Here is a 25,467-nt window from a genome sequence, read left to right on the forward strand (position 1 = left end):
CATGCAGATCGAGCAACTCAAACCCATCGTCGAAGCGGCCCTGCTCGCCGCCAGCCAGCCGATGACCGTCGCCCAAATCGGCGACCTGTTCAGCGAAACCGACGAAGTCGGCCACGAACAGATCGCCCGCACGCTGGAAGCGCTGGGCGCCGACTGCGAAGGCCGCGGCGTGGAACTGAAGGAGGTCGCCTCCGGCTTCCGCTACCAGGTACGCCAGGACGTGCACCCGTGGATCTCCCGCATGTGGACCGAGAAGCCCAGCCGCTACTCGCGCGCCTTGCTGGAGACGCTGGCGCTGATCGCCTACCGGCAGCCGATCACGCGCCCGGAGATCGAACAAATCCGTGGTGTCGTGGTCTCCAGCAACATCATCAAGACGATGGAAGAACGCGAATGGATCCGCGTGGTCGGCTACCGCGACGTGCCCGGCAGGCCGGCGCTGTTCGGCACCACCCGCGCGTTTCTTGACTACTTCAACCTGAAATCATTGGATCAGCTTCCACCGTTGTCCGAAATCCGCGACATGGAAGATCCGCAGATGGGCTTTGAACAGACCCCGCTGCCCGCCCGCGTCATCAAGGACCTGCCGATCGATCCGGACGAAGAGGAAGCGGCCGAGGCGGAAACCGACGAGCACGAAGCCACCCACACCGAGGCGGACGAGCACGGGCACGAAGCCGTCCATCACGAAACAGACGAGGCGGACGCCGGAGCCGCCGCCGAAACAACCGAACACCCAGCCGAAGCCGGCGAAACCGAACCCTCCACTGCCGATGAGGCAGCGGCCCCCGCGGACGCCGAAGACGGCGAAACCGCACAGAATTCCTGAGGAGCAACGCGCATGACTGCGCCGAAAAAATCCACACTTTCCCTCAAGCGCGCGCCGGTCACCGAGAACGCGTCGCTGGAAGAGCGCCTGCACAAGGTGCTCGCCAACGCCGGCCTCGGCTCGCGCCGCATGCTGGAACAGCGCATCCAGGCCGGCGAGATCGAACTCAACGGCCAGGCCGCCACCATCGGCACCAGCGTGCATGCGGGCGACCGCGTGGTGGTCGACGGCAAGCAGTTCGTGGTCGCCACCGACAACCGCGGCGACACCGAGGTGCTGATCTACCACAAGCCCGAGGGCGTGCTCACCACGCGCGACGACCCCGAAGGCCGCCCCACCGTGTTCGAACAGCTGCCGCGCCTCAAGGGCGCGCGCTGGGTCGCCGTGGGTCGCCTCGACATCAACACCACCGGCCTCCTGCTGCTCACCACCGACGGTGAACTCGCCAACGCGCTGATGCACCCCAAGAGCGGCATCGAGCGCGAATATCTCTGCCGCGTGCACGGCGAGGTACCCGACGAGGTGATCGAAAAGCTCAAGGCCGGCGTGGAACTGGAAGACGGCCCTGCCCGCTTCGACGAAATCGCCGTGATCAGCCGCGGCGGCAGCCACAGCTGGTTCCGCGTGGTGATCCGCGAAGGCCGCAACCGCGAAGTGCGCCGCCTGTGGGATTCCCAGGGGTTCCTGGTCAGCCGCCTCAAGCGCATCCGCTACGGCAACATCGAACTGCCGCGCACCCTGCGCCGCGACGACAGCGCCACGCTGGACGAGGAATCCGTGAAGCAGCTGCGCCAGGCCGCCGGCCTCGGCGCGCCGCAGCCCGTGCTCACCTTGAGCCCGGTGCTGCACCAGCGCCGCGCCAACCGCAACGTCACCGAATACCGCCCCGAGAGCGGCTCCAGCAGCGGCTGGAGCAGCGGCCACCAGGACGAAGCACGCGAACTGCGCGCCTACGACCGCATCCGCGAAGAACCCGTGCGCGGCCGGCAGCAGCGTCGCCACCCCGGCAAGGAAGTGAACGGCAACGTTGCCCGACCGGAACGCGCGACCGGCAACGGCTTTCAGCGCAAGAACAAGCGCGGCATCGCACCCGGCCAGGAACTGCCCTCGGTGCGCACCTGGTTTGCCGGCGACAGCCGTGATGGCGGCGCGCGCCCGGCCGGCGGCGGCCAAGGCAACAAGCGCCGTGGCGGCAAGCCCGGCGGTGGCGCCGGTGGTGCGCGCGGTGGCGCAGGCCATGGCGGCTTCGCGAATGCCAATCCGTACGGCAGCGGCTTCGGTGGCAGCCAGGGAAGTGGCCATAGCGGACACGGCGGGCATGGCGGTTTCGGCAACAGCCACGGCGGCGAAGGCCGCCCGGCCGGCAACCGTCAGGGCGGCCGTGGTCGCCCGCAAGGCCAGGGCGGCAATCGGCCGCCGCACGGCGGCGGTCGCCCCGGTGGCAACCGTCCACATGGTCGCGGCGGCAGCGGCGGCGGTCGTTCCGGCAATCGCTGATTGCCGGCGATGATCCGTATCTATCACAACAACCGCTGCAGCAAGTCACGCGCCACGCTGGCGCTGCTGGAAGGCCGCGATGTCGAGGTGGTGAACTACCTCGACACGCCGCCCGATGCGGCCGAGTTGAAGCATCTGCTCAAGCTGCTCGGTATTCCTGCACGCCAGCTGTTGCGCAACGGCGAAGCCGTCTACGCGCAGCTCGGCCTTGCCGACCCCACGCTGGACGAAGAAGCCTTGATCACCGCCATGGTCAGGCACCCGATCCTGATCGAACGCCCCATCGTGGTTGCCAACGGCAAGGCGGCGATTGGCCGGCCGCCGGAAGCGGTGCTGGAAATCCTGTAACCACCTCGCATCATGGCTCGTCATTCCGGCGTAGGCCGGAATCCAGAAGTCGAATGGCCTGAATGAGCGGGATCGTTACCGGATCCCAGCCTTCGCCGGGATGACAAGCGAAAGCCGAAACCGTTACGCACAGGACACACCGGCAATCCAATCAGGCTCGATCGAGCGTGAAGGCGTCGGCGTCCATCCATGCCGGGAAGCGTTCGCGATGCGCGAGCAACGGCGCGGGGTCGAGGGTAAGCGTGGCTACCTGTTCCAGCGCACCGCATTCCACCAGCGGCTCGCCGACCGGGTCGATTACCGCGCTGTCGCCGGCGTAAGGCAGTTCATTGCCGTCCACGCCCACGCGGTTCACGCCGATCACGCAGGCGAGGTTCTCGATCGCACGGGCGCGCAACAGCGTGCGCCAAGGCTGGCGCCGCGGCGCGGGCCAGTTGGCCACGAAGATGGCAATGTCATAGTCCATGCCGCCGGCAGCGCTTTCCAGCCGGCGGTTGCGCAGCCATACCGGGAAGCGCAGGTCGTAGCAAACCTGCGGCAGGATGCGCCAGCCCTTCAGTTCCACGATCAGCCGCTCGCTGCCGCCGCCGTAACGCGTATGCTCGCCGGCCATGCGGAACAGGTGGCGTTTGTCGTATTGCTGGAACGTGCCGTCCGGCCGCATCCACAGCAGCCGGTTATAGACCGTGCCGGCTTCGCGGATCGCCAGACTGCCGCAGATCACCGCGCCTGTCTCGGCGGCCAGCGCGCGCAGCCATGCCACGCCCTCGCCATCCATGGTGTCCGCACTGGCACCTGTGTCATTGCTGAAGCCGGAAAGGAAGGTTTCCGGCAGCACGACCAGATCGCTGCCGCGCGCGCGGCGTACCAGCTTGCCGTAATAGTCGCGGTTGGCCGGCGCATCGTGCCAGCGGGTGGCTCCCTGCACCAGCGAAACCGTCAGCGGCTGCAGGCCCACGCCATCTCCACTCACAGCCGGCACAGCCGCTCGGCGGCCGCCTCCATGGTGACATCGCTCTTGGCAAAGCACAGGCGCAGCAGGCGCGTGCCCGGCGCGGCTTCGCAGAACGGCGTCAGCGGAATCGCCGCCACTCCACCCTGCTCCACCAGCCAGCGGCTGAAGGCGAGGTCGTCCTCGTCGCGGATGGCGGAATAGTCCACCAGTTGGAAATAGCCGCCCGGCACGTCGAGCAGCTTGAAGCGCGAAGGCGCCAGCAGCGCGCGGAAACGGTCGCGCTTGGCCTGATAGAACGCAGGCAATTCAAGGTAATGCTGCGGGTCGCTGGCAAGGAACTCGGCGAATGCGGCCTGCGCTGGGTGGAAGCTGCAGAAGGTGAGGTACTGGTGCACCTTGCGGAATTCCACGGTAAGCGCACGCGGTGCCACCGCATAACCCAGCTTCCATCCGGTGCAATGGTAGGTCTTGCCGAAGGAGGAGATCACGAAGCTGCGCGCAGCGAGCTCCGGATGGCGCAGCACGCTCTCATGCTGCCTGCCGTCGTAGACAATATGTTCGTAGACCTCGTCCGACAGCACCACGATGTCCGTGCCGCGCACGATCGCCGCCAGCTCTTCGAGATCGGCCGCGGACAGCACCGCGCCGGACGGATTGTGGGGGCTGTTGATGAGGATCATGCGCGTACGCGGGGTCACCGCATCGCGCACGCGCTGCCAGTCCACCGAGAAAGCCGGAGCGATCAGCGGAATGTGCACCGCCTTCGCCCCCTGCAGCTCGATCGCCGGCTCGTAGCTGTCGTAGGAGGGGTCGAAAACGATCACCTCCTCGCCCGCGCGCACCACCGCGGCGATCGCCGCGAACAGCGCCTCGGTGGCGCCGGAGGTGACGGTGATTTCGGCGTCCACGTCGGGGCGGTGGCCGTACATGCGCTCGGTCTTGGACGCGATCTGCTCGCGCAGCGGCGCGGTGCCGTGCATCGGCGCGTACTGGTTCCTTCCCTCGTTCATCGCCCGCGCCAGCGCATCGCGCAGGCCCAGCGGCGGTTCGAAATCGGGAAAGCCCTGCCCCAGGTTCACCGCCTTGTGCTCCAGCGCGAGCTGGCTCATCACGCTGAAAATGGTGGTGCCAACCTTGGGGAGCTTGGTGTCGATCTTCATCGCATTGCCGTATGGAAGTCCAAACGAAAGCGTAGCATGGTCACAACGCGCGCTTCTTGCACTCCTCGTGCTTGCTCAGGGTGGCCGAAGGCAGGCGTTCGGCAAGGAAGTCCACCAGCGCGCGCACGCCCGGCAACATGCCGCGTCGGCTGGGATAGATGAAGTGCATGGTGCCTTCCGGCGCGCTCCATTCCGGCAGCAGCACTTCCAGCTCGCCGCTGGTCACCGCCGGTGCGCAGACGAACTCCGGCAGCAGGGTCACGCCGACACCGCGGCGTGCCGCCTCCAGCAACACGGCGAAGTCGCCGCAGATCAGCCGCGCGTCCACTTCCACGTTGACGCGCTCGCCGCTTGCGTCGATCAGCTCCCAGGTCTGCGGGCCTTCGTGTTCCTGCATCGACAGCGCCGGGAATTTCGCCAGCTCGCCGGGATGCTTGGGGCGCCCCAGCGCAGCGAGCAGCTTGGGGCTGGCCACCGGCAGCACGCGCGACTGGCCGAAGCTGCGCACCACCATGTTGGTGTCGGTATCGAGCTTGCTGCGCACGCGGATCGCGAGGTCATAACCTTCGCCGAGCAGATCCACGCGGCGATTGCTGGAAAGCACGCGCACCTGCAGACGCGGGTATTGCGCCATGAAGTCAGGCAGCACGTGGGCGAGGATGGTCTGGGTCAGCGACACCGGGCAACTCAGGCGCACCACGCCGCGCGGCTCGGCCCGCAACTCGTCCACGGCTTCCTGCGCTGCGCGTGCTTCCTCCAGCACCGCGCGGCAATGCGCATAGAAACGCTCGCCCACTTCGGTGACCACGAAGCGGCGCGTGGTCCGCTGCAACAGACGCACGCCAAGCCGATCTTCCAGTTGCGCTACCCGTTTGCTGAGCCGCGACTTGGGCATGCCCAGCGCCCTTCCTGCTGCCGAGAATCCGCCGTGCTCGACCACTGCAGCAAAGAAATACAGGTCGTTGAGATCCTGCAGTGCCCCGATCAATTGCGTCATGGTTGTTTCCCGCTTCGAACAACACCCCAGATCCGGCCAGCTTAATTGGCAGATTGTTTCGAATACACCTGCAGTAGACACCACTCCGGGCTTCCGTCGCCCCACCCCTGCCATCAGTCATGTTGCCAAACCCGCATTCGGCGCTTGACGGTCAAATTTTCAGTGTTATAGTTCACTACAACACCACTTAACGACTTCACCAGAGGAGCAATGCCATGAACGCGAAGCTCAACTCCCACAACCCGGCCGTCGCAACCCACGACGTCTTCACCACCACCCTGGTCCCCGCCCGCCGCTGGATCGCCTCCGCCGTAGCAGTGGTGATGACCAGCCTGACCCTGGCCGTGGTGAGCCTGCCGACCCACGTGCCCGCAGTGGCCTGGATCAACGGCATCCATGTGACCAACCTGACGCCGGTCGAAGTCACCCCCACGGCCGCCGACATGAAGGCCGCCGCCACGCTGGAACACGCTGCGGTGGGTGTCGCCAACGGTGCCGCCGTGCAGCTCGGGGCGCAACTGGCCATGCCCTACTATTCGTTTGGCACCACGAGCGCTAGCAGCAAGGAATAATCCATGACCATCACCTGGAACGACAGCATCCCGATCTATCGCCAACTGCACCAACGCGTGGTGGCGATGATCCTGGATGGCGCCTTGAACGAGGGCGACCCGCTGCCATCAGTGCGCCAGGTAGCCGCGGATTTCCAGATCAATCCGCTGACCGTGTCGAAGGCGTACCAAGAGCTGGTCGATGAACGCTTGGTTGAAAAAAGGAGGGGACTGGGCATGTTTGTGATCGAGGGTGCACGCGAAGAACTGTTGAAGTCCGAACGCGAGCGTTTCCTGCGCGAGGAATGGCCCGCGCTGTATGCCCGCCTGCAGCGGCTGGGCCTGGACCTGAAGACCCTGCTGCGCGAGGCGCCGTCCGAGCCGGAGAAGCACGCATGAACGCAGTCATCTCTGCCCGCGGTCTGGGCAAGCGCTACAAGAACGCTGCCGCGCTGGACAACGTGAGCTTCGAGATCCAGCCCGGCCGCATCGTGGGCCTGATCGGCCCGAACGGCGCCGGCAAGACCACCGCGCTGAAGGCGATCCTCGGCCTCACCGACTTCCAGGGCGAACTGGACGTACTCGGCCTCGATCCGCGCAAGCAACGCGGCAAGCTGATGGAGCAGGTCTGCTTCATCGCGGACGTGGCGGTGCTGCCGCGCTGGATCCGCGTGAGCGAAGCGGTCGATTTCGTCGCCCACACGCATCCGCGCTTCGACCGCAAGAAGTGCGAAGCCTTCCTCGCCCGCACCAAGCTCACGCCCAACCTGCGCGTGAAGCAGATGTCCAAGGGCATGATCGTGCAGCTGCATCTGGCGCTGGTGATGGCCATCGACGCGCGCCTGCTGGTGCTGGACGAGCCTACGCTGGGCCTGGACATCCTCTACCGCAAGCAGTTCTACCAGAGCCTGCTGGAAGACTACTTCGACGAGAACAAGACCATCATCGTCACCACGCACCAGGTGGAGGAAGTCGAGCACATCCTCACCGACCTGATGTTCATCCGCGACGGCAAGATCGTGCTGGACGCCGACATGGACGCCGTGGGCGAACGTTTTGCCGAAGTGATGGTTGGCGCCGAACGCGCTGCCGAAGTCCGCGCCCTGAAGCCGCTGGACGAGCGCCAGGTATTCGGCAAGAGCATCTTCCTGTTCGACGGCGTGGCACGCGCGCAACTGGAGGCGCTGGGCGAAGTACGCCGCCCCTCCGTCAGCGACCTGTTCGTCGCCACCATGAAAGGAACCTACGCATGAAAACCTTCTACTGGCTGGTGAAACGCGAATTCTGGGAACACCGCGGCGGCTTTCTATGGGCGCCGGTGATCACCGGCGGCGTGTTCCTTCTGCTTAACCTGATGGGCATCATCGGCGGCGAGGTGATCGGTGCGCAGCACGGCTTCCACTTCCTGTTCAACGACAGGATCCACATCCTCGACCACGCGCTGACCGCGGAAGAAGCCGCCAAGGCCGGCGCCTTTATGGACGTGATGATGTATTCGACTTCGTTCATTATCAGCGTCGTGCTGGGCTTCGTGGTGTTCTTCTATTGCCTCGGCGCGCTGTACGACGACCGCCGCGACCGCAGCCTGCTGTTCTGGAAGTCGCTGCCGCTGTCCGACACGGCCACCGTGCTGGCCAAGGTGGTTGCCGGCACCTTGCTGGCCCCGTTCATCGCCGTGATCTGCGGCGTGCTCACCGGCATCGCGATGTTGCTGCTGTTCACGGTTGCGTTGTCCTTCCACGGCATCGGCGCCTGGCACCTGCTTGTCTATGCACATCCGTTCCAGGTCATCGTCAACCTAATCGGCAGCATCCCGCTGTACGCGATGTGGGCATTGCCGGCCACCGGCTGGCTGTTGCTCTGCTCCGCCTGGGCACGCAGCAAACCTTTCCTGTGGGCCGCCGTGCTGCCGGTGGTAGTGGGCGTAATGCTGGGCTGGTTCAACCTGATGGGCACACGTTCCGTCGGTGGCGGCTGGTACTGGAAAGACGTGGTCTGCCGCATCCTGCTCAGCGTGTTTCCGGGCAGTTGGCTGGGCGCGAGCAGCTACCAGTCCGTGAGCAGCGGCGCTGAACACACCCTGGACGTACTGGACCTCGGCAGCGCCTACAGCGTCATGGCGGCGCCCAGCTTCTGGATCGGCGCCATCGCGGGCCTCGCCCTGCTGGCCGCAGCGATCTGGCTGCGCCGCTGGCGCGACGACACCTGATAACCCATCGGATTCATTCACACGGGGAGCGACACCATGAAGAACATCGCGATCACCGGCAGCACCCTTGCGCTGATCCTGCTGTTGCCTCTGACGGCCTGCAGCCAATCGTCCGACAGCGGCTCCAACAACAACGTGCCACAAGCTCTGCAGGAGGCGCAGCAGCAGACCTCGCCGTCGGTCATCCACGCGGAGGTCCAGAAGGGAATCGACCAGGCGAAGCGGGAACTTCAGACCAAGGACATCAGCGTCGGCAATGTGCACTTCAACAGCAAGGGCAAGCATGACGACGATGACGACAACAAGCTGCCCAAGGCCGTCATCACCCCGCAGGGCACCCTGGTGATCGCAGGCAAACCCGTCGATGCCACGCCCGAGCAACACACCATGCTGTTGGATTACCGCCAGCAGATCATCGGCATCGCCGATGCCGGCATGGACATCGGCGCCAGCGGCGCGGACATCGGCGTCGCCGCGGCGAAGCAGGCGATCATGGGCGCGTTCACCGGCAAGAGCGACAAGGAAATCGAGGCGAGCATCAAGCCGCAGACCGACGCGATCCAGGCCGCTGCCCTGCGCCTGTGCAAGCGGCTGCCCGGCATGCTGGCCTCGCAGCAGAAGCTGGCCGCCTCCATGCCTGCCTTCCAGCCCTATGCGACGATGACGCAGAAGGACGTCGACGACTGCAGCAAGGACATGACCGACCAGAACGGCAAGAAGGGTGTCGCCGTGTTCTCGGACTGATCGATAGCCACGCCCTTTGCCCAATCAAGCACAGAGCCCATCATGAAGCACGCTAATCGCACGCTGATCGCCACCGTACTGGCATGCTCCCTCGCCGCCTGCCACGTTCCCGACACCACCATGGAGAACGGCGCGATCAGGCTGTACGGCGACGTGGTGACCTTGCATGTCGACGGCGCGTCGGAAGCGAACATCGCCGCCGACGGCGGGTTCACGGTCGGTGGCAACGCCGTGGTGGTCACGCCGGCCGAACGCGCCCTGCTTGCGCAATACAACCAAAGCGTGCGTGACGTACGCAACACCGGCCTCGCCATTGGCAAGGCTGGTGTCAGCATGGCCACCAAGGCCATTACCACCGCAGTCTCGTCTTCTTCCGGCAACGCGGACAAGGCGACGAAGGCTGGGTCGGACCGCATCGAGAAGCTCAGCCTCGACATCTGCAAGGACACCGCCGCCATCAAGGATGCGCAGGATCAACTTGCCGCGCAATTGGTGGCCTTCAAGCCCTATGCGGCCATCGTCAGCGCCGACGACGTGGCGAGCTGCGAGAAAGATGCCAAGGATTGAAGCCGCCTGACATGCGCGGGCGTGGTTGCTCGCTATGTCAGGCCGCCTTGCATGGACGGCCAGATCACCGGTACTTCCGAAGCGCCGCGAGGGACTGCGGTGTCACCAGTCGGTGCTACCGCTGCGTGTGGAATTCCTGCGCCACTCGTTCGGCCTCGGATTGATACTCAACGCTCTGGCCCATGTGGTACGGGCATCGCGTAGGCGCCACTCCGGGATTGGCAGGACACCGTTTCCAGCGTGCTCGGCCCGCTGCATTTCGCGAAAGTGCCGTTCATGCTATGCCTGCGGGTGCCGGCGGCACACCCAAGTTTCCGGCAAATGCAGGCGGAGGCCGCCACGCCTGCCGGCGCGTAAGCGCCACCTTCGTCGCATACAGGGCTTGCCTTGAATACGACTGCCAAACAGCCGCTCAAACATTGGCGCACGCCCGTGCAATCGAAGCTCGCCGCGCTATGGACATCGGTGATGCGCTACGTCTGCCGCGACTATTTCGAGCTTTATACGCCGGGGAAATTGCAGGAAATACTGCGAGCCAGACCAGGGCCGCTCGGCCCGGCAACCCAGGGCGGGCAGATAGGCACATGTTTGATGATGGTCGTTCCCAGCCTCATGACTTCCTCTCCATCGCCGTAGGCATACGCACGAGCCGCTGATTCAACCTTGCGTCCGGATTGCTTACAGCTCAGGTTGGCAATCCAGGCCATGCGTGGCACTTCTATCAGGGCTTTGCAGTGCTGGAAGCTGCACTGACGGCGCTCGCGGTGTGGTACGCACGGCATTGGCCGCGAGCACTACGCACGATGTAAGCACCAGCCAGCTCAGCCTTCGTGGATACCCCCTTTGGTCAAGGCCAAGGGATCGAGCAGCTTCTGCAATTCGGCCTTCGACAAACCAGTGGTCTCCAGCGCCACATCCATGATCGGTCGATGCTGCTTGTAGGCCTGCTTGGCGGTAGCCGCCCCCTTCTCGTAGCCGATGACCGGGTTCAGCGCGGTGACCAAGATCGGGTTCATCGCCAGCGCCTGGTTCACCCGCGTCTTGTTGACGTTGAAACCTGCGATGGCCTTGTCGGCAAGCAGGCGCGAGACGTTGGCCAGGATGCCCAGGGATTCGAGCAGGTTGTAGGCGATCAACGGCAGCATCACGTTGAGCTGGAAGTTGCCGGACTGGCCGGCGATGGTGATGGCCGCATCGTTGCCGATCACCTGCGCCGCCACCATCGCCGTAGCCTCCGGGATCACCGGGTTCACCTTGCCGGGCATGATCGAGGAGCCGGGCTGCAGCGCGGGCAGCTCGATCTCGCCCAAGCCGGCGAGCGGGCCGGAGTTCATCCAGCGCAGGTCGTTGGCGATCTTCATCAACGCCACGGCCAGCACCTTCAGCGTACCGGAAAGCTCTACCGCGTCATCCTGCGCGGCCATGCCCTCGAACGGGTTTTCCATCGCTTCGAAGCGCACGCCGGTGAGTTTCTTGAGCTCCTTCGCCACCGCGGCACCGAACTTCGGATCGGCATTGACGCCGGTACCCACCGCGGTACCGCCCTGTGGCAGGCGACACATACGCTTGAGTGCGTCTTCGATGCGGGCAATGGCTGAGCCGATCTGCGCCGCCCAGCCGGACAGCTCCTGACCAAAGGTCACCGGCATCGCATCCATCAAGTGGGTGCGTCCGGTCTTGGCTACGTGGCGCAGCTGGCGCGCACGCTGGTCGATGATCTTCTTCAAGTGCTTCAGCGCGGGCAGCAACTGTTCGTGCGCGACCAGGGCGGCGCTGACGTGGATCGCGGTTGGAATCACGTCATTCGAGCTCTGCCCGTAATTGACGTGGTCGTTCGGATGCACCTTGGTGCCGGCGCGCGCAGCTAGATGAGCAATCACCTCGTTCGCGTTCATGTTGGTGCTGGTGCCCGAGCCGGTCTGGAACACGTCGATGGGGAACTGCGTGTCGTATTCGCCGGCCGCCACCGCCAGCGCGGCCTTGCGGATCGCCACGGCCTGCCCTTTCTTCAGGTAGCCCAGCCCGTGGTTCGCCTCGGCGGCGGCAGCCTTGATCAGCCCCAGCGCGCGGATGAACTCGCGCGGCAGGCGCAGCCCCGAGATCGGGAAATTGTCGATCGCGCGCTGGGTCTGCGCGCCGTAGAGCGCGTCGCTGGGCACCTTCAGCTCGCCCATGCTGTCGTGTTCGGTGCGGAAGTTGGCCATGTCGGTTCTCGCGGAAATGGATTGTTTGCCCGTCATCCCGGCGCAGGCCGGGATCCAGTGAAGTATGCGTGCGCAGCACACGAAACAGGCTTTGCGTACTACGCACGAGTAACCAAACCGGACCCCGATCTGCACCGGGATGACAAGCAAAAACCACTATAAGCCTGCGGGCATCGACCCGCCGTCAATGTAAAATGGGCGTTTTCCCGTGCCGGAACACCCCGATGTCGAACCATGCCCTCACCGCCCTGTCGCCGCTGGACGGCCGCTACGCCAGCAAGGCTGAGCCGCTGCGCCCGATCTTCAGCGAGTTCGGCCTGATGCATCGTCGCGTGCACGTGGAGATCGAGTGGCTGCTGGCGCTGGCCGCCGAGTCCGGCATCGCCGAACTGTCTCCCTTCACGCCTTCGCAGGTGTCGCAATTGCGCGCCATCGCCAGCGGTTTCGCCGTCGAAGACGGCGCGCGCATCAAGGCCATTGAAGCCACCACCAATCACGACGTGAAGGCGGTGGAGTACTTCATCAAAGAGCGCATCGGCAACGACGCCGCGCTGGCCCAGGCCAAGGAGTTCGTGCACTTCGCCTGCACCAGCGAGGACATCAACAACCTGTCCTACGCGTTGATGCTGCGCGACGCGCGCGAACAGGTGCTGCTGCCCGCCTTCGACGGCATCATCGCGAAGCTGCGCGAACTGGCGCACACCAACGCTGCGCTGCCGATGCTTTCGCGCACCCACGGCCAGACCGCTTCGCCCAGCACCCTGGGCAAGGAGCTGGCGAACGTGGTGGCGCGGCTGGAGCGCCAGCGCAAACAGCTCGCCGCGCTGGAGATCCCCGGCAAGATCAACGGTGCGGTGGGCAACTACAACGCCCACGCCATCACCTATCCCGAGATCGACTGGCGCGCGTTCTCGCAGCGCTTCGTGGAAAGCCTGGGCCTGGACTACAACCCGTACACCACGCAGATCGAACCGCACGACGACGTGGCCGAATACTGCGATGCGGTGCGTCGCGCCAACACCATCCTGATCGACCTCGCGCGCGACGTGTGGGGCTACATCTCGCTGGGCTACTTCAAGCAGAAGCTCAAGGAGGGCGAGGTCGGCTCGTCCACCATGCCGCACAAGGTCAACCCGATCGACTTCGAGAACGCCGAGGGCAACTTCGGCCTCGCCAACGCACTGCTCGGGCATTTCGCCGAGAAGCTGCCGATCAGCCGCTGGCAGCGCGACCTCACCGACTCCACCGTGCTGCGCGCGCTGGGCACCGCCTTCGGCCACACCCTGGTGGCGCTGGAGTCGCTGCAGAAAGGCCTGGGCAAACTCACCGTAAACGCCGACCGCCTCGCCGCCGACCTCGATGCCAGTTGGGAAGTGCTGGCCGAAGCCGTGCAGACCGTGATGCGCCGCTACGGCCTGCCGCAGCCCTACGAGCAGCTCAAGGCGCTGACCCGCGGCCAGGGCATCACGAAGGAATCGATGCGCGAGTTCATCGGCAAGCTGGAACTGCCCGCCGACGCGAAGCAACGCCTGCTCGACCTCACGCCGGGCGGCTACATCGGCTTGGCCGAGGGCTTGGCGCGGGATATCTGATCCACCGCGTACATGCTCGCCAGCATCGGCCGATCTGGCTGGCCACGACGCCAACCGAAGATTACATTCACCCCGAGCATAGGCCCGCAGGACCGGCGCGGGGAGGAACCACGGGTGGCCACGCTTTGAGGAGCGACGAAGTCGAAGGGCCGTCGTGCTATTGGCGCTTCGACTTCGCTTGCTGTCGCAAGCTACGCTCAGCTGGGACGGTGAATATCGGGCCGCGTGTCTCCACACGCGGCCCGATACGCATCAGGCGTGGGCAGGCTTCTTCGGCGCTTCCGCCGCCAATGCTTCGCGCACCGCCGGGCGCTCGCCCACACGCTTCTGGAAGGCCAGCAACGCCTGGAAGCCCGAAAGGTCCAGCTCCACATGCTTCGCCCAGTTGGTCACGGTGAACAGGTAGGCATCGGCCGCGGTGAATTTGTCGCCCAGCAGGAAAGGCTGCTTCGCCAATACGTTCTCGATGAACTGGTAGCGACGCTTCAGGTATTCCTTGCGCTCGACGCGGGTGGCCTCGGGCGTATCCGGCTTGAACAACGGGCTATAGCTCTTGTGGAGCTCCGAATTGATGTAACCCAGCATCTCCTGCAAGTGGTAGCGCGGCAGCGTGCCGTTGGCCGGAGCGAGGCCACTGGCCGGGTTCTGGTCGGCTAGATACTGCACGATCGCCGGGCCTTCGGTCAGCACTTCGCCGCTGTCCAGCTCCAGCACCGGCACGTAACCCTTGGGATTGACCAGCCAGAAATCCGCGCCGCTCTCGGTGCGCTTGGCCTTGCCGTCGACTTTCTCCAACTGCAGCTGGATGCCGGCCTCGAGCGCCACGATATGCGGGGAAAGCGAGCAGGCGCCGGGGGAGTAATAGAGCTTCATGCGATGACTCCAGGTGGGGGACGGGAAACGGACACGCGCAAGCGAAACCGCGCATCCGAACCGCCGATGCTACGCCGCCATGGTTACCATTGGATACCATCCATCCACCAATTAGCCGCAGAATGCGGTAACCCCACGGTTACCACCGCCTACGCCAGCATCGAGCCGTCCCATGGGCCTACCCGTACGCAAGAGCAAGGTCGCACCACCACCCGCCTGCCCGCTCACCGAAAGCCTGGCGCTGCTACGCGGCGCCTGGGCACCGAATGTAGTCTGGTGCCTCAGCGGCGAACCCCGCCGCTTCGGCGAACTGCGCCACGACATCCCGCGCATCTCTGCCCGCGTGCTCAGCGCCCGCCTGCGCGAACTGGAATCGCGCGGCCTGGTAAGCCGTCATCTGCTCGACACTTCCCCGCCCTCGGCCGAATACGCACTTACCGAACTGGGCCGCGAGCTGCTGCCTGCGATCAGTGCGTTGGCGCAGGTGGGGCAGAAACTGATAGCGGAGTGGGATTCGCGTGCTTCGTTGGGGAAGAAGGTGCGGGTGGTGGGCTGACTCCACCCAGTCAGTTTCCGACCAGTTCATCGTAAGGCGGCAGGTTGAGGACAGTCCGGGCCGCTTCGTCGTAGGCACGCTCCAGATCCTCGGCAGCGCGAATGCGATCCTCTAGGAGCTGGTATTCCTCCGGCTCGGCATCGCCCTCCGCGAGCGCCGCGCGCAGGCTCCGGATCTCGGAGGCCACGGCCTGGATTGCGACGATCAGGGTTTGATGGCTGATGCTAGGCATATCTACCCTCGTCGATCGCAACGGGAATCACAGCCCCGCCATTCCGCACTGCTGGACGACCGCTGCGCGGGCCATGTTGTCCAGCGCGCCCTTGAAGGCCTCCACCGTCATGCGCGTACGGGGCTTGAGCTGGTAATGATGCCCTTGCAGCTTGCTGTTGTAGGGACTGGTCTTGAGCTTGTCGTCCTTGCGGATGCGGATGACTTCATCTGCGTATTCCGTTCCAGCCGGAATGAAGAATTCTTTGCTCGGGAACCACCCGGCCACGTCGTGCAGCGAGGTGCCGCCGTCCGGCAGCACCTCCGGGCCATCCTTGCCACCGGCGATTACCGTGACGTCCGCCTGGCTGGTGACCATCTTTTTCAGCTTGTTGCTGAAATACTGCTTCGACTCCCAGCGGGGATCGAGCACTCCGTCACCGGGATACACCCCAAGCTTGAAGCTCTTGAAGTCGCCGCCCATGACTGACCGATACAAGTCGACATCCGTCGTCGCCATCGCACATGCTCCCTGTCTTGAACCCGCGTAGGGATGCTAAACGAGAATCTCGCCTGGACACTGCGAGGTGAAACATATCATTCCACCTCATCCGATCCCTCGTTGACACCCTCGAACAGGAAGGTCGACAGGTAGCGCTCACCGGTATCCGGCAGCATGGCCAGCAGCACTGAGCCTTCAGGCGCGCTCTGCGCCACCTGCAGCGCTGCGGCCAGCGTGGCGCCGGAGGAGATGCCGGTGAAGATGCCTTCCTTCTGCGCCAGCGCGCGCGAGGTGTCGCGGGCCACGGTGTCTTCCACTGTCACCAGCTGATCGACCACGTTGCGGTTGAGCACGGCAGGCACGAAGTCCGGGGTCCAGCCCTGGATCTTGTGTGGCGCCCATTCCTTGCCGCCCAGCAGCGAGGCCACCGCGGGTTCGGTGCCGATCACCTTCACTTCCGGCCGCGCCACCTTGAGCACCTCGCCCACGCCGGTGAGCGTGCCGCCGGTGCCCCAGCCGCTGACGAAATAGTCGAGGCGGCGGCCGGCGAAGTCGCGCAGGATTTCCGGTGCGGTGGTCTGGCGGTGATAGGCCGGATTGGCCGGATTCTCGAACTGGCTGGCCCAGAACCAGCCATGCTTGGCGGCCAGTTCGCGCGCCTTTTCCACCATGCCGGTACCGCGCGCGGCGGCGGGGGTGAGCAGCACCTTGCCGCCGTAGGCGCGGATCAGCTTGCGCCGTTCGATCGAGAAGGTCTCGGTCATCACCGCCACGAAAGGATAACCGCGCGCCGCGCACACCGCCGCCAGCGCCACACCGGTGTTGCCCGAGGTGGCCTCGACCACGGTCTGGCCGGGCTTGAGCGCACCGCGCTGCTCGGCGTCGAGGATGATCGCCAGAGCTAGGCGGTCCTTCACCGAGCCCGCGGGGTTGAAAGCCTCCACCTTCACGTACAGCTCGACGTGTTTCGGCGCAAGGCGATGCAGGCGGACGATGGGCGTGTTGCCGATGGTGTCGAGGATGCTGTCGTAAATCATGGCGAGGCTCCGGGTGGTGGCTGCACGCGATCATGCGCGCGATGGTGCAAGGTTTCCGTCAAGCGCGGCGGCGGACCGGTTCGCGGGTTATCTGCGCAGTCTGCACCGGACGCAAGCGTGACGGCACGGGGGCAGGTTCGTCCAGGGGCGGCGCGCCGAACCAGGCCAGTCGCTCGGCCAGTCCAGCCACCTCGCCCAGTATCAGCAAGGCGGGCGACCGCACCATATGGGCCGTCGCGCGTTCCGGCAGGTCGGCCAGCGTGCCGATGACTACGCGCTGATTGGCGCGCGAGCCGTTTTCGATCAGAGCAAATGGGGTGGAGGGGACTCGCCCGTGCGCCAGCAGCCGTTGTTGCAGGCGATCGAGGCCGGCCACGCCCATGTATACCGCAAGGGTCTGGCGCTCCTGCGCCAGCGCGGGCCAGTCCAGCGTATCCAGCGACTCGCGGCAGTGCGCAGTGACGAAGCGCACCGACTGCGCGTGGTCGCGATGGGTGAGCGGCACCCCGGCGTGCGCCGCGCAGGCCAGTGCCGCCGTGATGCCAGGCACTACTTCATAGGGAATGCCGTGCTCGCGCAGGAATTCCAGCTCCTCGCCGCCGCGGCCGAACACGAAGGGATCGCCGCCCTTCAGGCGTACCACGCGACGACCCGCACGTGCATGGCCGAGCAGCAACGCATGGATCTCGTCCTGGGTCGCATGATGATTGCCCGCCTGCTTACCCACCTCGATGCGCTCGGCGTCGCGGCGCGCGAGCTCCAGCACCTCGGCGCTCACCAGGCGGTCGTGCAGGATCACGTCAGCCTCATTCAGGGCGCGCAGGCCACGCAGGGTCAAGAGACCGGCGTCGCCCGGGCCTGCACCCACCAGCACCACCGAGCCGGCCTGCTCGACCGGCACGGTGCGCAACGCCTGCTCGGCGGCAGCGGCCGCCTTTTCCGGTTGCCCCTTGCGCAGCAGCGCAGCCACCGGCCCGGTGAACAGTTCGGTGTAGAAACGGCGCCGCGCGGCAAGTTCGGGATGGCGGCGGCGGATGCGCTTGCGCAGGCGCGCCGAAAGTTGGGCCAATGGGCCCAGCGAATGATCGAGCAGGGTTTCCAACTGCTCGCGCACCCGCCGGGCAAGCATCGGTGCCGCACCGCCGCTGGATATCGCCACCACCAGGGGCGAACGGTCGACCACGGCCGGTACATGGAAGCTGGACAATTCGGCATCGTCCACCACATTGACGAACACGCGCCGCAGGCCGGCCAGTTCGGCGACGCGGGCATTGAGCGTGCGGTCGTCGGTGGCGGCCACCGCCAGCCAGGCGTAGTCGAGCCACGTCGCCGAGAATTCGCCGGCACGATGCGCGACGCGACCTTGCCGCACCCAGCGTTGCAGCCGCGGCGTCAGCTCGGGGGCGCCCACGGTGACCTGTGCGCCGGCTGCCAGCAGGGCAGCCGCCTTCCGCTCCGCCACGACGCCGCCACCCACCACCAGCACGGCACGTCGGGAAAGGTCGGCGAACAACGGATACAGCTTCATGGCACGGTCTTCGTCGATGGCGGCGATGGAGCCGACCACGCTACGCATCGCGCCATCCGGGCGGAAATGACTTTGGCGACGCGGCATATGCCGGCGAAGCATGAAACCAGGGCAGGCCGCCCAGACAGGAGGCCCCGCCCAGGAAACCGCGACACCCGCGGTCATGAATGCACTGTTTGAACGTCTATACGTATAGACGTCCGAACAAAAAAGCATATAGACTCGAAGGCATGGCCACTACAAACGCCAAGCCAGGACCATCCAGCACTGTCCCCGCACAGGACCGTGCGATGCGATGTATGCGCGCGGAACATCACGATTTTCCGCGCCTCATCCGCCATCGCCCCTGACCACTGGATTGCCATGACCCTCACGCAGCTCCGCTACCTCGTCGCCATCGCCGACTGCCGCCTCAACATCACCGCCGCCGCCGAGCGCGTGCACGCCACGCAGCCCGGCGTCAGCAAACAGCTCAAGCAGCTGGAAGACGAACTCGGCCTGCTGCTGTTCATCCGCAAGGGCAAGAGCCTGGATTCGGTCACCGACGCGGGCGTGCGGGTCATCGAGCGCGCGCGCATCATCCTCGCCGAGGCGCTGAACATCCGTTCCATCGCCGCCAACCTGCGCAACGAGGCTCACGGCGAACTGCGCATCGCCACCACGCATACGCAGGCACGCTTCGCCCTGCCCGCTTCCATCGCCGCACTGAACCGCCGCTACCCGCAGGTGAGCGTGCATCTGCAGCCCAGCGGCGATGCCGAGGTGCTGGATTTGCTGGAAAGCGGGCGCGTCGATCTGGCCGTGGTGAGCACCTCCGGCCCGGCGCCGAATGGCGGCATCGCTTTTCCCGCCTACCGCTGGAGCCGAGTGGTGCTGGCACCGCAGGACCACCCGCTGGCGAAGCCGGGCCGCGCGCCCACGCTGGACGAACTGGCCGCGCAACCGCTGGTGAGCTACGACTCCTCGAAGCGACCGGAGTCCTCGCTGCGGCGAGCCTTCGCCGCCGCCGGACTGGCGCCACAGATCGCCATGACCGCTGCCGATGCCGATCTGATCAAGACCTACGTGCGCGCCGGCATGGGCGTGGGCGTGTTGGCCGAGATGGCCTTGCAGCCGGGCGAGGACGCCGACCTGCGCGTGATCGAGGCCGATGCGCTGCTGCCGCTGTGCACGACCTGGATCGTGCTGCGCAAGGACAGCGTGCTGCGCGACTACACGCTGGAATGGATCGCGCAGTTCGCGCCGCACCTCGACCGCAACGACGTGCGCCGCCAGCTCACGCTGGGCATCGCGCCGGAAAAGCCGCCGCGCGTGCCGCACTGGCGCGAGCGGCTGGCCGCCACGCCGATCACGGCGCCTCGTGCAGCCCGCATTCGCGCTTGAGCCCGAAGAAGCGGGTGTCCTCGGCATCCATGCCCGGTTCCCAGCGATGCGTGGTGTGGGTGTCGCCGATGGAGATGTAGCCCTGCTCCCATAGCGGGTGGTAGGGCAGCGCATGCTTTTGCAGGTAACGGCCAACATCGCGGTCCGTCCAGTCCGCGATGGGGTGCAGCTTCCAGCGCCCTTGCCGCCATTCCACGAAATCGATGGCGCGACGGCTGCGCGACTGGTCCCGACGCAGGCCGGCGAACCAGCCCCGCACGCCCAGCTCGGCCAAGGCGCGCTGCATCGGCTCGATCTTGCGGATGCGGTTGTAGCGGTTCAGCCCCTCGATGCCCTGCTCCCACTGCTTGCCGTAGCGCGCCTCGGCCCATGCGCGGCCGATGACGGGCCGGTAGACCTTGAGGTTGAGCGACAACCGTTCGGTAAGCGTATCGACGAACTGGTAAGTCTCGGGAAACAGGTAGCCGGTATCGATCAGGATCACCGGGATACCCGGCTCCTGGCTGCCGAGCAGATGCAGCGACACCGCTGCCTGCGCGCCGAAGCTGGACGACAGAGCATGCGCGCCCGGCACGTTCTCCAGCATCCAGCGCACGCGCGTCTCGACATCCTGCCGCCCCAGCCAGTAGTTGAGCGCGAGCAGCGCCTCGGCATCGTTGCCGTCACCGGGAAGCGCCGGCGTACTCATGCGACCACCTCCGCGGGGATCTTCCTGTTCTTCAGCACGCCACTGCGCAGCAAGAAGTCGCCGAAGTGTTCGCCGGGCGCCCGGTCCGCGGCATAGCTGGCAAACAGGGCATCCAGCGCTTCGAGCAGGGTCGCCTCGTCCACGTTCTCGCGATAGGTCTGGTTGAGCCGCTGGCCGCTGAAGTCCGCGCCGAGACGCAGGTCGTAGCGACCGATCGCTCGCCCCACCAGCGCGATCTCGCCGAGGTAGGGCCGCGAGCAGCCGTTCGGGCAACCGGACAAGCGCAGCAGGATGGGCTCATCGAGCAGGCCGTGGCTGTCCAACAGCGATTCCAGCCTGGGCAGCAGCTGCGGCAGATAGCGCTCGCTCTCGGCCATCGCCAGGCCGCAGGTAGGCAATGCCACGCAGGCGATGGCATGGCGGCGGATGCCGCTGTAGCGCCGGTAACCGCCCATGCCGTGGGCAGCGACAATGGTATCGATACCTGCACGATCGTCCCCGGCCACATTGGCGATGATGAGGTTCTGGTTGCAGGTGAGCCGGATGTCGCCGCCGTGTACGCGCGCGATTTCGCGCATGCCGCTGAGCCAGCGCGCTTCCTCGTTGTCCACGAGGCGCCCGGACTCCACCTGCAAGGTGAGATGCCAGCGGCCGTCGTGGCCTTCGATCCAGCCGTAGCGGTCGCCGTTGTGGTCGAAATGGACCGGCCGCTCCGTTTCCAGCGCGAAGCCGGCGCGCTTTTCGATTTCCGCCTTCACCGCCGCCAGGCCGTGCGTGTCGATGGTGTACTTGAAGCGTGCGTGCTTGCGCTCCTCGCGATTGCCCCAGTCGCGTTGCACGGCAATGATGGCCTCGGACAATGCCAGCAGATCTCCGGGCGCCACGAAGCCGATCACGCTGGCGAGGCGCGGGTAGGTGGTGGGGTCACCGTGCGTGGCACCCATGCCACCGCCGATGGCCACGTTGAAACCCACCAGTTCGCCGCGCTCCAGTATCGCGATCAGGCCGAGATCCTGTGCGAACACGTCGACGTCGTTGAGCGGTGGGATCGCCACGCCGATCTTGAACTTGCGCGGCAGATAGGTGGCACCGTACAGCGGCTCGTTCTCGGCTTCGGCGGCCTCGCCCACCAGCTTCTCGCCGTCCAGCCAGATCTCGTGGTACGCGCGGGTCTTCGGCTTGAGGTGCTCGGACAGCCTGGCCGCCCAAGCATAGGCCTCGGCATGCGCCTGCGACTGCACCGGATTGGTGTTGCACACCACGTTGCGGTTGACGTCGCCGCAGGCGGCGATGGTGCTGGCCAGCGCAGCGTCGATGGCGGCGATGGTCGGCTTGAGGTTGTGCTTGACGATGCCGTGCCACTGGAAGGTCTGCCGCGTGGTAATGCGCAAGCCGCTGGAAGCGTAGTCGCTGGCGATCCTGTCGAAGGCCAGCCATTGCGCCGGCGTCATCACGCCGCCGGGCAGGCGCGCACGCACCATGAAGGCGTAGGCCGGCTCAAGCTTTTGCTTGCGACGCTCTTCGCGCAGGTCGCGATCGTCCTGCTGGTAGCTGCCGTGGAACTTCAGCAGCTTGTCGTCGTCTTCGCTGATCGCGCCGGTAACCGGGTCGGCCAAACCTTCGGCGATGCTGCCGCGCAGGAAACGGCTGGCGGTCTTGATGTGTTCGAGATGGGAAGGCATGGGGATAGCTTGCTTCTTTCGAAAGTGCCGCCATGGATGGCGGCTTCCTGATTTCCGCGTTCGTCGACGAACGCATGGATTCCCAAGGTTCGGCGATGGATTGCCGCTCCTCGACTCTCGCGTTCACGGACGAACGCTTCAATAAACATCCCGGGCGTAGCGCCCTTCCTGCAGCAACTCGGTCAACCAGCCACGTGCGTCTTCGCTGGAGAGGCCGCCATGGGCCACCGCCACTTCCACCAGGGCCTCGTTCACGTCCTTGGCCATGTGCGTGGCATCGCCGCAGACGTAGAGGTGGGCACCATCGCGCAGCCGCGCGTACAGCTCGCGACCATGTTCCCTGAGCTTGTGCTGCACATAGGTCTTGGCCGCGCCGTCGCGCGAGAACGCGAGGTCGAGCCGGTCGAGGCCGCCGTCCTTGAGCGCCTGCTGCCATTCGACCTGGTAGAGGAAATCCCGCGCGAAATGGCGGTTACCGAAGAACAGCCAATTGCGACCAGCAGCCCCCACCGCCAGGCGCTCCTGCACGAAGGCACGGAACGGCGCCACGCCGGTACCCGGGCCGATCATGATGATGTCGCGGCTGCCGTCCGCGGGCAGGCGGAAGCGCTCGTTCGGCTCCACGAACACCGGCACGCGCGCGTCGTCGGCCGCCGTGGCGAGGAAGGACGAGGCGGCGCCGGCGTGCTCGCTGCCGTACGCGTGGTAATTCACGACGGCGATGGTGAGGTGTACCTCGTCCTCGCCCACCGCCTTCGGGCTGGAAGCGATGGAATACAGCCGCGGCGTGAGCGGCCGCAACGCGGCCACCAGTTGCTCGGCGTTCCACTGCACCGGATAGCGACGCAACACGTCGATGGGCTGGTGCGTGTCGAGAAGACGACCCAAGGCCTCGCGCTGCGCTGGTTCCAACACGTGGGCCAGCTCGGTATCGCCGCCGTCGGCGGCATGTGCAGCCAGCAGCGGGCGGCTGAGTTTGGTCAACTCGCGCTCCTGGCTGAGCCAGCGTGCCAGCGGCAGGCGACGCCCGTCGTGCGCCACTTCCTGCTCGCCGTCGAGGCCGAGCAGGCGCAGGTATTCGCCTACCAGCGCGGGCGGATTGCGCGGCCACACGCCCAGCGCGTCACCGGGCTCGTAACGCAGGCCCGAGCCCTGCAGGGAGAGTTCGAGATGGCGCACCTCGCGACTGCTGTCGCGCGAAACGATGCGCTGGTTGTCCAGCACCTCGGCAGCAAACGGATGCTCGCGCCCTTGCAGCACGCTGCTCACCGCATGCAAGCTCGGGCGAGCACCGGTTGCGCCCAGCGTTGCCGGGGCATCCAGCACTTCGCGCGCCTTCTCCAGCACGCCATCGCTCCAGCTCGCGCTGGGTGCCTCGAAATCCACGTCGGCCTCCCCCAGCTCGGCGAAACGCCGCGCACCCAGCTCGGCGAAGCGCGCGTCCAGACGACGACTGACCGCGCAGAACTGCGGGTAGCTGGAATCGCCCAGGCCCAGCACGGCGAACCGCAGTTGCGGCAGCTTTGGAGCACGCTTGCCGGCGAGGAACTCGACGAAACCGATGGCGTCGTCCGGCGGATCGCCGTCGCCCTGGCTGCTGATCACCAGCACGAGATGCCGCTCCTGCGCCAGTTCGCGCACGGGATAGGCGCCGGTGCGCAGCAGCCGCACGTTCAACCCCGCGGCGGCGGCACGCTCGGCCAGCCGTTCGGCCACGCGGCGTGAATTGCCGGTCTGGCTGCCGTAGAGCACGGTGAGGCGTTCGTCCGCCGCGGCATTCGCCGCCGGCGGGGCGGCTGCCGGCAACGCGACGCGCGTGGCTTGCGCCGCCAGCGCGGCCGTCCATGCCGACACCCAGTACAGGTCGGCCGGCGGCAGGCCTTCGGTCAACCTGTTCAGCAACGCGAGCCGTTCCGCGGCAAGCGCCGGCGCAGGCAGGATGGGGCGTGTGGCAGCACTCACGTGACTTTCCTTTTGGACGTCCAAACGCCCATTCGTGCATGCTATTGCCGCCGCGCCCATGTAAAGAAAACATTTGTGTGCATGTGCTTATGCGGGCCGCTCATTTCCGGCATGCCGGCATGCGTGCTGACATGCGTCAGCCACCCTTCTGCGAGCACCGATGAGCAACCTGCCGGAATTCCTCGTCTTTGCCCTCGTCGGCACCGCCGCCCAACTGGTGGACGGCGCGCTGGGCATGGCCTACGGCGTGACCTCGGCGGGCCTGCTGCTGGGGCTGGGCATGCCACCGGTGATGGCCAGCGCCAGCGTGCACTACGCCGAAACCTTTACCTGTGGCGCGTCGGGACTGAGCCATCTGCTGGCGGGCAATGTGCGGCGACGGCTGTTCCTTGTGCTGGCGATCCCCGGCGCAGTCGGCGCCCTGCTCGGGGTATGGCTGGCCGTGCATATGCCTGCATCGTGGATGCGCATCGCGCTGACGCCCTACCTGCTGGGCATGGGCCTGTTCCTTTTGCTGCGCAAGTCGCGTCGGTCCGGCGAACGCACCGAGCCACCGCGCGGCACGTCCCTGCTCGGCGTGGTCGCCGGCTTCCTGGACGCCGTCGGCGGCGGTGGCTGGAGCGCGCTCACCGCCACCGCCCTGCTCGCCCGCGGCTTGCAGCCACGCGTGGTGATCGGCAGCGTGCATCTGGCCAAGTGTGTGGTGAGCATTGCCGCCAGCGCTGCCTTCCTGTTCGGCATTGGCGCTGGCCATGTGGTCGCCGTGCTTGGCTTGATCGCAGGCGGCATCCTTGCCGCGCCGTTCGGCGCGTTCTTCATCCGGCGGATTCCGGCGCGTGCCGCCACCGTGCTCGCTGGATTAGCGGTGTTGGCGTTGGGTATCAACAACGTGGTACGGATGCTGTATTAACTTGGCTTTGCCCGCTTCCCCTTTTGGGGCCGGGTCAGGAAAGGCATTCGCAGGGGCTTCGCGACAGATTGGACTGAGGGCCATACGAAACTGAGGATTCATACGCTCGTCGTCCCGGCACAGGCCGGTGAAGCTCCACGACAGCGAAGCCGGTCATCCGGTGGTGATCGTTTCCATTCGACCCATGCAGTCACTGGACCCCAGCTTTCGCTGGGATGACGATCAACACTAAGAGCGCTTCGCTTCACTTTGGCGCCGCTTTGCTTCGGCTCTTCCGTTCTTGCCGTTGCTCCCGCGTGCTGGAGCACACCGATTTTCCGGGGTCTCTATGCGACGGTAAGGCGTGGAGGATCAGGCCGCGCAGGGGTGGCGGGCGAAGGCGCTCCGAAACTTGCGAGACGACAAGCAGAAACTGTCCGCCCCGCAAGCGAGAAAAACGATCAGCGAGTAAAGCATCGCCAACGCTGCCGATTACAATGCGCC

General features: G+C 65.9%; 26 protein-coding genes. 14 read left to right on the top strand and 12 right to left on the bottom strand.

The annotated features are described in order from the left end of the window. Position 1 precedes the first annotated feature (1 nt). The 3 genes from scpB to arsC are packed head-to-tail and all read left to right on the top strand — an operon-like array spanning position 2 to position 2,674. Entirely contained in the window at positions 2–829 is an 828-nt protein-coding gene (scpB, locus tag ISP25_RS05350; RefSeq protein WP_404612261.1) for an SMC-Scp complex subunit ScpB, read from the top strand. Positions 830–841: 12 nt separating this feature from the next. Beyond that, positions 842–2,326, top strand: coding sequence for a pseudouridine synthase (locus ISP25_RS05355; protein WP_404612263.1), 1,485 nt, complete (start codon positions 842–844; stop codon positions 2,324–2,326). Between the two features lie 9 nt (positions 2,327–2,335). Then, positions 2,336–2,674, top strand: coding sequence for an arsenate reductase (glutaredoxin) (gene arsC, locus ISP25_RS05360; protein WP_192155212.1), 339 nt, complete (start codon positions 2,336–2,338; stop codon positions 2,672–2,674). 151 nt (positions 2,675–2,825) lie between these two features. Here arsC and ISP25_RS05365 read toward each other — a convergent pair whose 3' ends face one another. From ISP25_RS05365 to ISP25_RS05375, 3 genes are read right to left on the bottom strand one after another with little or no spacing between them, the layout of a single operon-like run. Continuing rightward, positions 2,826–3,626, bottom strand: coding sequence for an amidohydrolase (locus tag ISP25_RS05365; protein ID WP_404616276.1), 801 nt, complete (start codon positions 3,624–3,626; stop codon positions 2,826–2,828). 17 nt (positions 3,627–3,643) lie between these two features. Continuing rightward, positions 3,644–4,789 (bottom strand): pyridoxal phosphate-dependent aminotransferase, encoded by a 1,146-nt coding sequence (locus ISP25_RS05370; protein WP_404612265.1) that lies wholly within the window; start codon positions 4,787–4,789, stop codon positions 3,644–3,646. A 40-nt stretch (positions 4,790–4,829) separates the two neighbouring features. Continuing rightward, positions 4,830–5,786 (bottom strand): LysR substrate-binding domain-containing protein, encoded by a 957-nt coding sequence (locus ISP25_RS05375; RefSeq protein ID WP_192155206.1) that lies wholly within the window; start codon positions 5,784–5,786, stop codon positions 4,830–4,832. A 215-nt stretch (positions 5,787–6,001) separates the two neighbouring features. Between ISP25_RS05375 and ISP25_RS05380 the strand changes: the two genes are divergently transcribed. From ISP25_RS05380 to ISP25_RS05410, 7 genes are all read left to right on the top strand, one after another. Then, positions 6,002–6,358: a hypothetical protein gene (locus tag ISP25_RS05380; protein ID WP_192155204.1), complete on the top strand. Its 357-nt coding sequence runs from the start codon at positions 6,002–6,004 to the stop codon at positions 6,356–6,358. Between the two features lie 3 nt (positions 6,359–6,361). Further along, entirely contained in the window at positions 6,362–6,736 is a 375-nt protein-coding gene (locus ISP25_RS05385; protein ID WP_077485172.1) for a GntR family transcriptional regulator, read from the top strand. After that, a complete protein-coding gene (locus ISP25_RS05390) occupies positions 6,733–7,590 on the top strand; it encodes an ABC transporter ATP-binding protein (RefSeq protein ID WP_192155202.1) in 858 nt (285 codons plus the stop codon). Before ISP25_RS05385 ends, ISP25_RS05390 begins: the two co-directional genes overlap by 4 nt. Further along, positions 7,587–8,546: a hypothetical protein gene (locus ISP25_RS05395; RefSeq protein WP_404612268.1), complete on the top strand. Its 960-nt coding sequence runs from the start codon at positions 7,587–7,589 to the stop codon at positions 8,544–8,546. The genes ISP25_RS05390 and ISP25_RS05395 overlap by 4 nt, the downstream gene beginning before the upstream one ends. Before the next feature lie 36 nt (positions 8,547–8,582). Beyond that, complete coding sequence (locus ISP25_RS05400) at positions 8,583–9,290, top strand: YggN family protein (protein ID WP_404612270.1); 708 nt, start codon at positions 8,583–8,585, stop codon at positions 9,288–9,290. Between the two features lie 42 nt (positions 9,291–9,332). Continuing rightward, positions 9,333–9,857: a hypothetical protein gene (locus tag ISP25_RS05405; RefSeq protein WP_404612272.1), complete on the top strand. Its 525-nt coding sequence runs from the start codon at positions 9,333–9,335 to the stop codon at positions 9,855–9,857. Positions 9,858–10,244: 387 nt separating this feature from the next. Beyond that, a complete protein-coding gene (locus ISP25_RS05410; protein ID WP_404612274.1) occupies positions 10,245–10,493 on the top strand; it encodes a hypothetical protein in 249 nt (82 codons plus the stop codon). A 185-nt stretch (positions 10,494–10,678) separates the two neighbouring features. Here the strand turns inward: ISP25_RS05410 and ISP25_RS05415 are convergent, their stop codons facing one another. Further along, the gene (locus ISP25_RS05415; protein WP_404612276.1) at positions 10,679–12,061 is read right to left on the bottom strand and encodes a class II fumarate hydratase; all 1,383 of its coding nucleotides are present in this window, start codon (positions 12,059–12,061) and stop codon (positions 10,679–10,681) included. Positions 12,062–12,285: 224 nt separating this feature from the next. Between ISP25_RS05415 and purB the strand changes: the two genes are divergently transcribed. Further along, on the top strand, positions 12,286–13,653 hold the full coding sequence (gene purB / locus ISP25_RS05420) for an adenylosuccinate lyase (RefSeq protein ID WP_404612278.1): 1,368 nt from the start codon (positions 12,286–12,288) through the stop codon (positions 13,651–13,653). 252 nt (positions 13,654–13,905) lie between these two features. On the opposite strand, the gene gstA is transcribed toward purB, so the two are convergent. Then, positions 13,906–14,526, bottom strand: a complete 621-nt coding sequence (gstA, locus tag ISP25_RS05425) for a glutathione transferase GstA (RefSeq protein WP_192155194.1) — start codon at positions 14,524–14,526, stop codon at positions 13,906–13,908. A gap of 172 nt (positions 14,527–14,698) precedes the next feature. On the opposite strand from gstA, the gene ISP25_RS05430 reads away from it, so the two are divergent. Next, the gene (locus ISP25_RS05430) at positions 14,699–15,082 is read left to right on the top strand and encodes a winged helix-turn-helix transcriptional regulator (protein WP_192155193.1); all 384 of its coding nucleotides are present in this window, start codon (positions 14,699–14,701) and stop codon (positions 15,080–15,082) included. A gap of 10 nt (positions 15,083–15,092) precedes the next feature. On the opposite strand, the gene ISP25_RS05435 is transcribed toward ISP25_RS05430, so the two are convergent. From ISP25_RS05435 to cysG, 4 genes are all read right to left on the bottom strand, one after another. Then, positions 15,093–15,314, bottom strand: coding sequence for a hypothetical protein (locus ISP25_RS05435; protein WP_192155192.1), 222 nt, complete (start codon positions 15,312–15,314; stop codon positions 15,093–15,095). Positions 15,315–15,341: 27 nt separating this feature from the next. Continuing rightward, positions 15,342–15,776, bottom strand: coding sequence for a Tse2 family ADP-ribosyltransferase toxin (locus ISP25_RS05440; RefSeq protein WP_450088474.1), 435 nt, complete (start codon positions 15,774–15,776; stop codon positions 15,342–15,344). Positions 15,777–15,889: 113 nt separating this feature from the next. After that, complete coding sequence (gene cysK, locus ISP25_RS05445) at positions 15,890–16,831, bottom strand: cysteine synthase A (RefSeq protein WP_404612282.1); 942 nt, start codon at positions 16,829–16,831, stop codon at positions 15,890–15,892. A 58-nt stretch (positions 16,832–16,889) separates the two neighbouring features. Then, positions 16,890–18,359: a siroheme synthase CysG gene (gene cysG, locus ISP25_RS05450; protein WP_404616277.1), complete on the bottom strand. Its 1,470-nt coding sequence runs from the start codon at positions 18,357–18,359 to the stop codon at positions 16,890–16,892. Positions 18,360–18,722: 363 nt separating this feature from the next. Between cysG and ISP25_RS05455 the strand changes: the two genes are divergently transcribed. Beyond that, positions 18,723–19,742, top strand: a complete 1,020-nt coding sequence (locus ISP25_RS05455) for a LysR substrate-binding domain-containing protein (RefSeq protein ID WP_192155189.1) — start codon at positions 18,723–18,725, stop codon at positions 19,740–19,742. Here ISP25_RS05455 and ISP25_RS05460 read toward each other — a convergent pair. The 3 genes from ISP25_RS05460 to ISP25_RS05470 all read right to left on the bottom strand — a co-directional run bounded on the left by ISP25_RS05460 (position 19,708) and on the right by ISP25_RS05470 (position 24,074). Beyond that, complete coding sequence (locus ISP25_RS05460; protein WP_192155187.1) at positions 19,708–20,430, bottom strand: phosphoadenylyl-sulfate reductase; 723 nt, start codon at positions 20,428–20,430, stop codon at positions 19,708–19,710. The genes ISP25_RS05455 and ISP25_RS05460 overlap by 35 nt on opposite strands. Continuing rightward, the gene (gene cysI / locus ISP25_RS05465) at positions 20,427–22,112 is read right to left on the bottom strand and encodes an assimilatory sulfite reductase (NADPH) hemoprotein subunit (protein ID WP_404612285.1); all 1,686 of its coding nucleotides are present in this window, start codon (positions 22,110–22,112) and stop codon (positions 20,427–20,429) included. The genes ISP25_RS05460 and cysI overlap by 4 nt, the downstream gene beginning before the upstream one ends. Before the next feature lie 138 nt (positions 22,113–22,250). Beyond that, entirely contained in the window at positions 22,251–24,074 is a 1,824-nt protein-coding gene (locus ISP25_RS05470) for an assimilatory sulfite reductase (NADPH) flavoprotein subunit (protein ID WP_404612287.1), read from the bottom strand. Between the two features lie 160 nt (positions 24,075–24,234). Here ISP25_RS05470 and ISP25_RS05475 point away from each other — a divergent pair, with 160 nt between their 5' ends. After that, entirely contained in the window at positions 24,235–24,984 is a 750-nt protein-coding gene (locus tag ISP25_RS05475) for a sulfite exporter TauE/SafE family protein (RefSeq protein WP_192155181.1), read from the top strand. The last annotated feature ends 483 nt before the right edge of the window (positions 24,985–25,467 follow it).

The sequence above is a fragment of the Rhodanobacter hydrolyticus genome (genome assembly GCF_044904645.1).

Bases quoted from the DNA above. Each gene is read 5' to 3' on its own strand.
- scpB (WP_404612261.1), top strand. From the start codon at position 2: ATGCAGATCGAGCAACTCAAACCCATCGTCGAAGCGGCCCTGCTCGCC.
- ISP25_RS05355 (WP_404612263.1), top strand. From the start codon at position 842: ATGACTGCGCCGAAAAAATCCACACTTTCCCTCAAGCGCGCGCCGGTC.
- arsC (WP_192155212.1), top strand. From the start codon at position 2,336: ATGATCCGTATCTATCACAACAACCGCTGCAGCAAGTCACGCGCCACG.
- ISP25_RS05370 (WP_404612265.1), bottom strand. From the start codon at position 4,789: ATGAAGATCGACACCAAGCTCCCCAAGGTTGGCACCACCATTTTCAGC.
- ISP25_RS05375 (WP_192155206.1), bottom strand. From the start codon at position 5,786: ATGACGCAATTGATCGGGGCACTGCAGGATCTCAACGACCTGTATTTC.
- ISP25_RS05380 (WP_192155204.1), top strand. From the start codon at position 6,002: ATGAACGCGAAGCTCAACTCCCACAACCCGGCCGTCGCAACCCACGAC.
- ISP25_RS05385 (WP_077485172.1), top strand. From the start codon at position 6,362: ATGACCATCACCTGGAACGACAGCATCCCGATCTATCGCCAACTGCAC.
- ISP25_RS05390 (WP_192155202.1), top strand. From the start codon at position 6,733: ATGAACGCAGTCATCTCTGCCCGCGGTCTGGGCAAGCGCTACAAGAAC.
- ISP25_RS05395 (WP_404612268.1), top strand. From the start codon at position 7,587: ATGAAAACCTTCTACTGGCTGGTGAAACGCGAATTCTGGGAACACCGC.
- ISP25_RS05400 (WP_404612270.1), top strand. From the start codon at position 8,583: ATGAAGAACATCGCGATCACCGGCAGCACCCTTGCGCTGATCCTGCTG.
- ISP25_RS05405 (WP_404612272.1), top strand. From the start codon at position 9,333: ATGAAGCACGCTAATCGCACGCTGATCGCCACCGTACTGGCATGCTCC.
- ISP25_RS05415 (WP_404612276.1), bottom strand. From the start codon at position 12,061: ATGGCCAACTTCCGCACCGAACACGACAGCATGGGCGAGCTGAAGGTG.
- purB (WP_404612278.1), top strand. From the start codon at position 12,286: ATGTCGAACCATGCCCTCACCGCCCTGTCGCCGCTGGACGGCCGCTAC.
- gstA (WP_192155194.1), bottom strand. From the start codon at position 14,526: ATGAAGCTCTATTACTCCCCCGGCGCCTGCTCGCTTTCCCCGCATATC.
- ISP25_RS05430 (WP_192155193.1), top strand. From the start codon at position 14,699: ATGGGCCTACCCGTACGCAAGAGCAAGGTCGCACCACCACCCGCCTGC.
- ISP25_RS05435 (WP_192155192.1), bottom strand. From the start codon at position 15,314: ATGCCTAGCATCAGCCATCAAACCCTGATCGTCGCAATCCAGGCCGTG.
- ISP25_RS05440 (WP_450088474.1), bottom strand. From the start codon at position 15,776: ATGGGCGGCGACTTCAAGAGCTTCAAGCTTGGGGTGTATCCCGGTGAC.
- cysK (WP_404612282.1), bottom strand. From the start codon at position 16,831: ATGATTTACGACAGCATCCTCGACACCATCGGCAACACGCCCATCGTC.
- cysG (WP_404616277.1), bottom strand. From the start codon at position 18,359: ATGAAGCTGTATCCGTTGTTCGCCGACCTTTCCCGACGTGCCGTGCTG.
- ISP25_RS05455 (WP_192155189.1), top strand. From the start codon at position 18,723: ATGACCCTCACGCAGCTCCGCTACCTCGTCGCCATCGCCGACTGCCGC.
- ISP25_RS05460 (WP_192155187.1), bottom strand. From the start codon at position 20,430: ATGAGTACGCCGGCGCTTCCCGGTGACGGCAACGATGCCGAGGCGCTG.
- cysI (WP_404612285.1), bottom strand. From the start codon at position 22,112: ATGCCTTCCCATCTCGAACACATCAAGACCGCCAGCCGTTTCCTGCGC.
- ISP25_RS05475 (WP_192155181.1), top strand. From the start codon at position 24,235: ATGAGCAACCTGCCGGAATTCCTCGTCTTTGCCCTCGTCGGCACCGCC.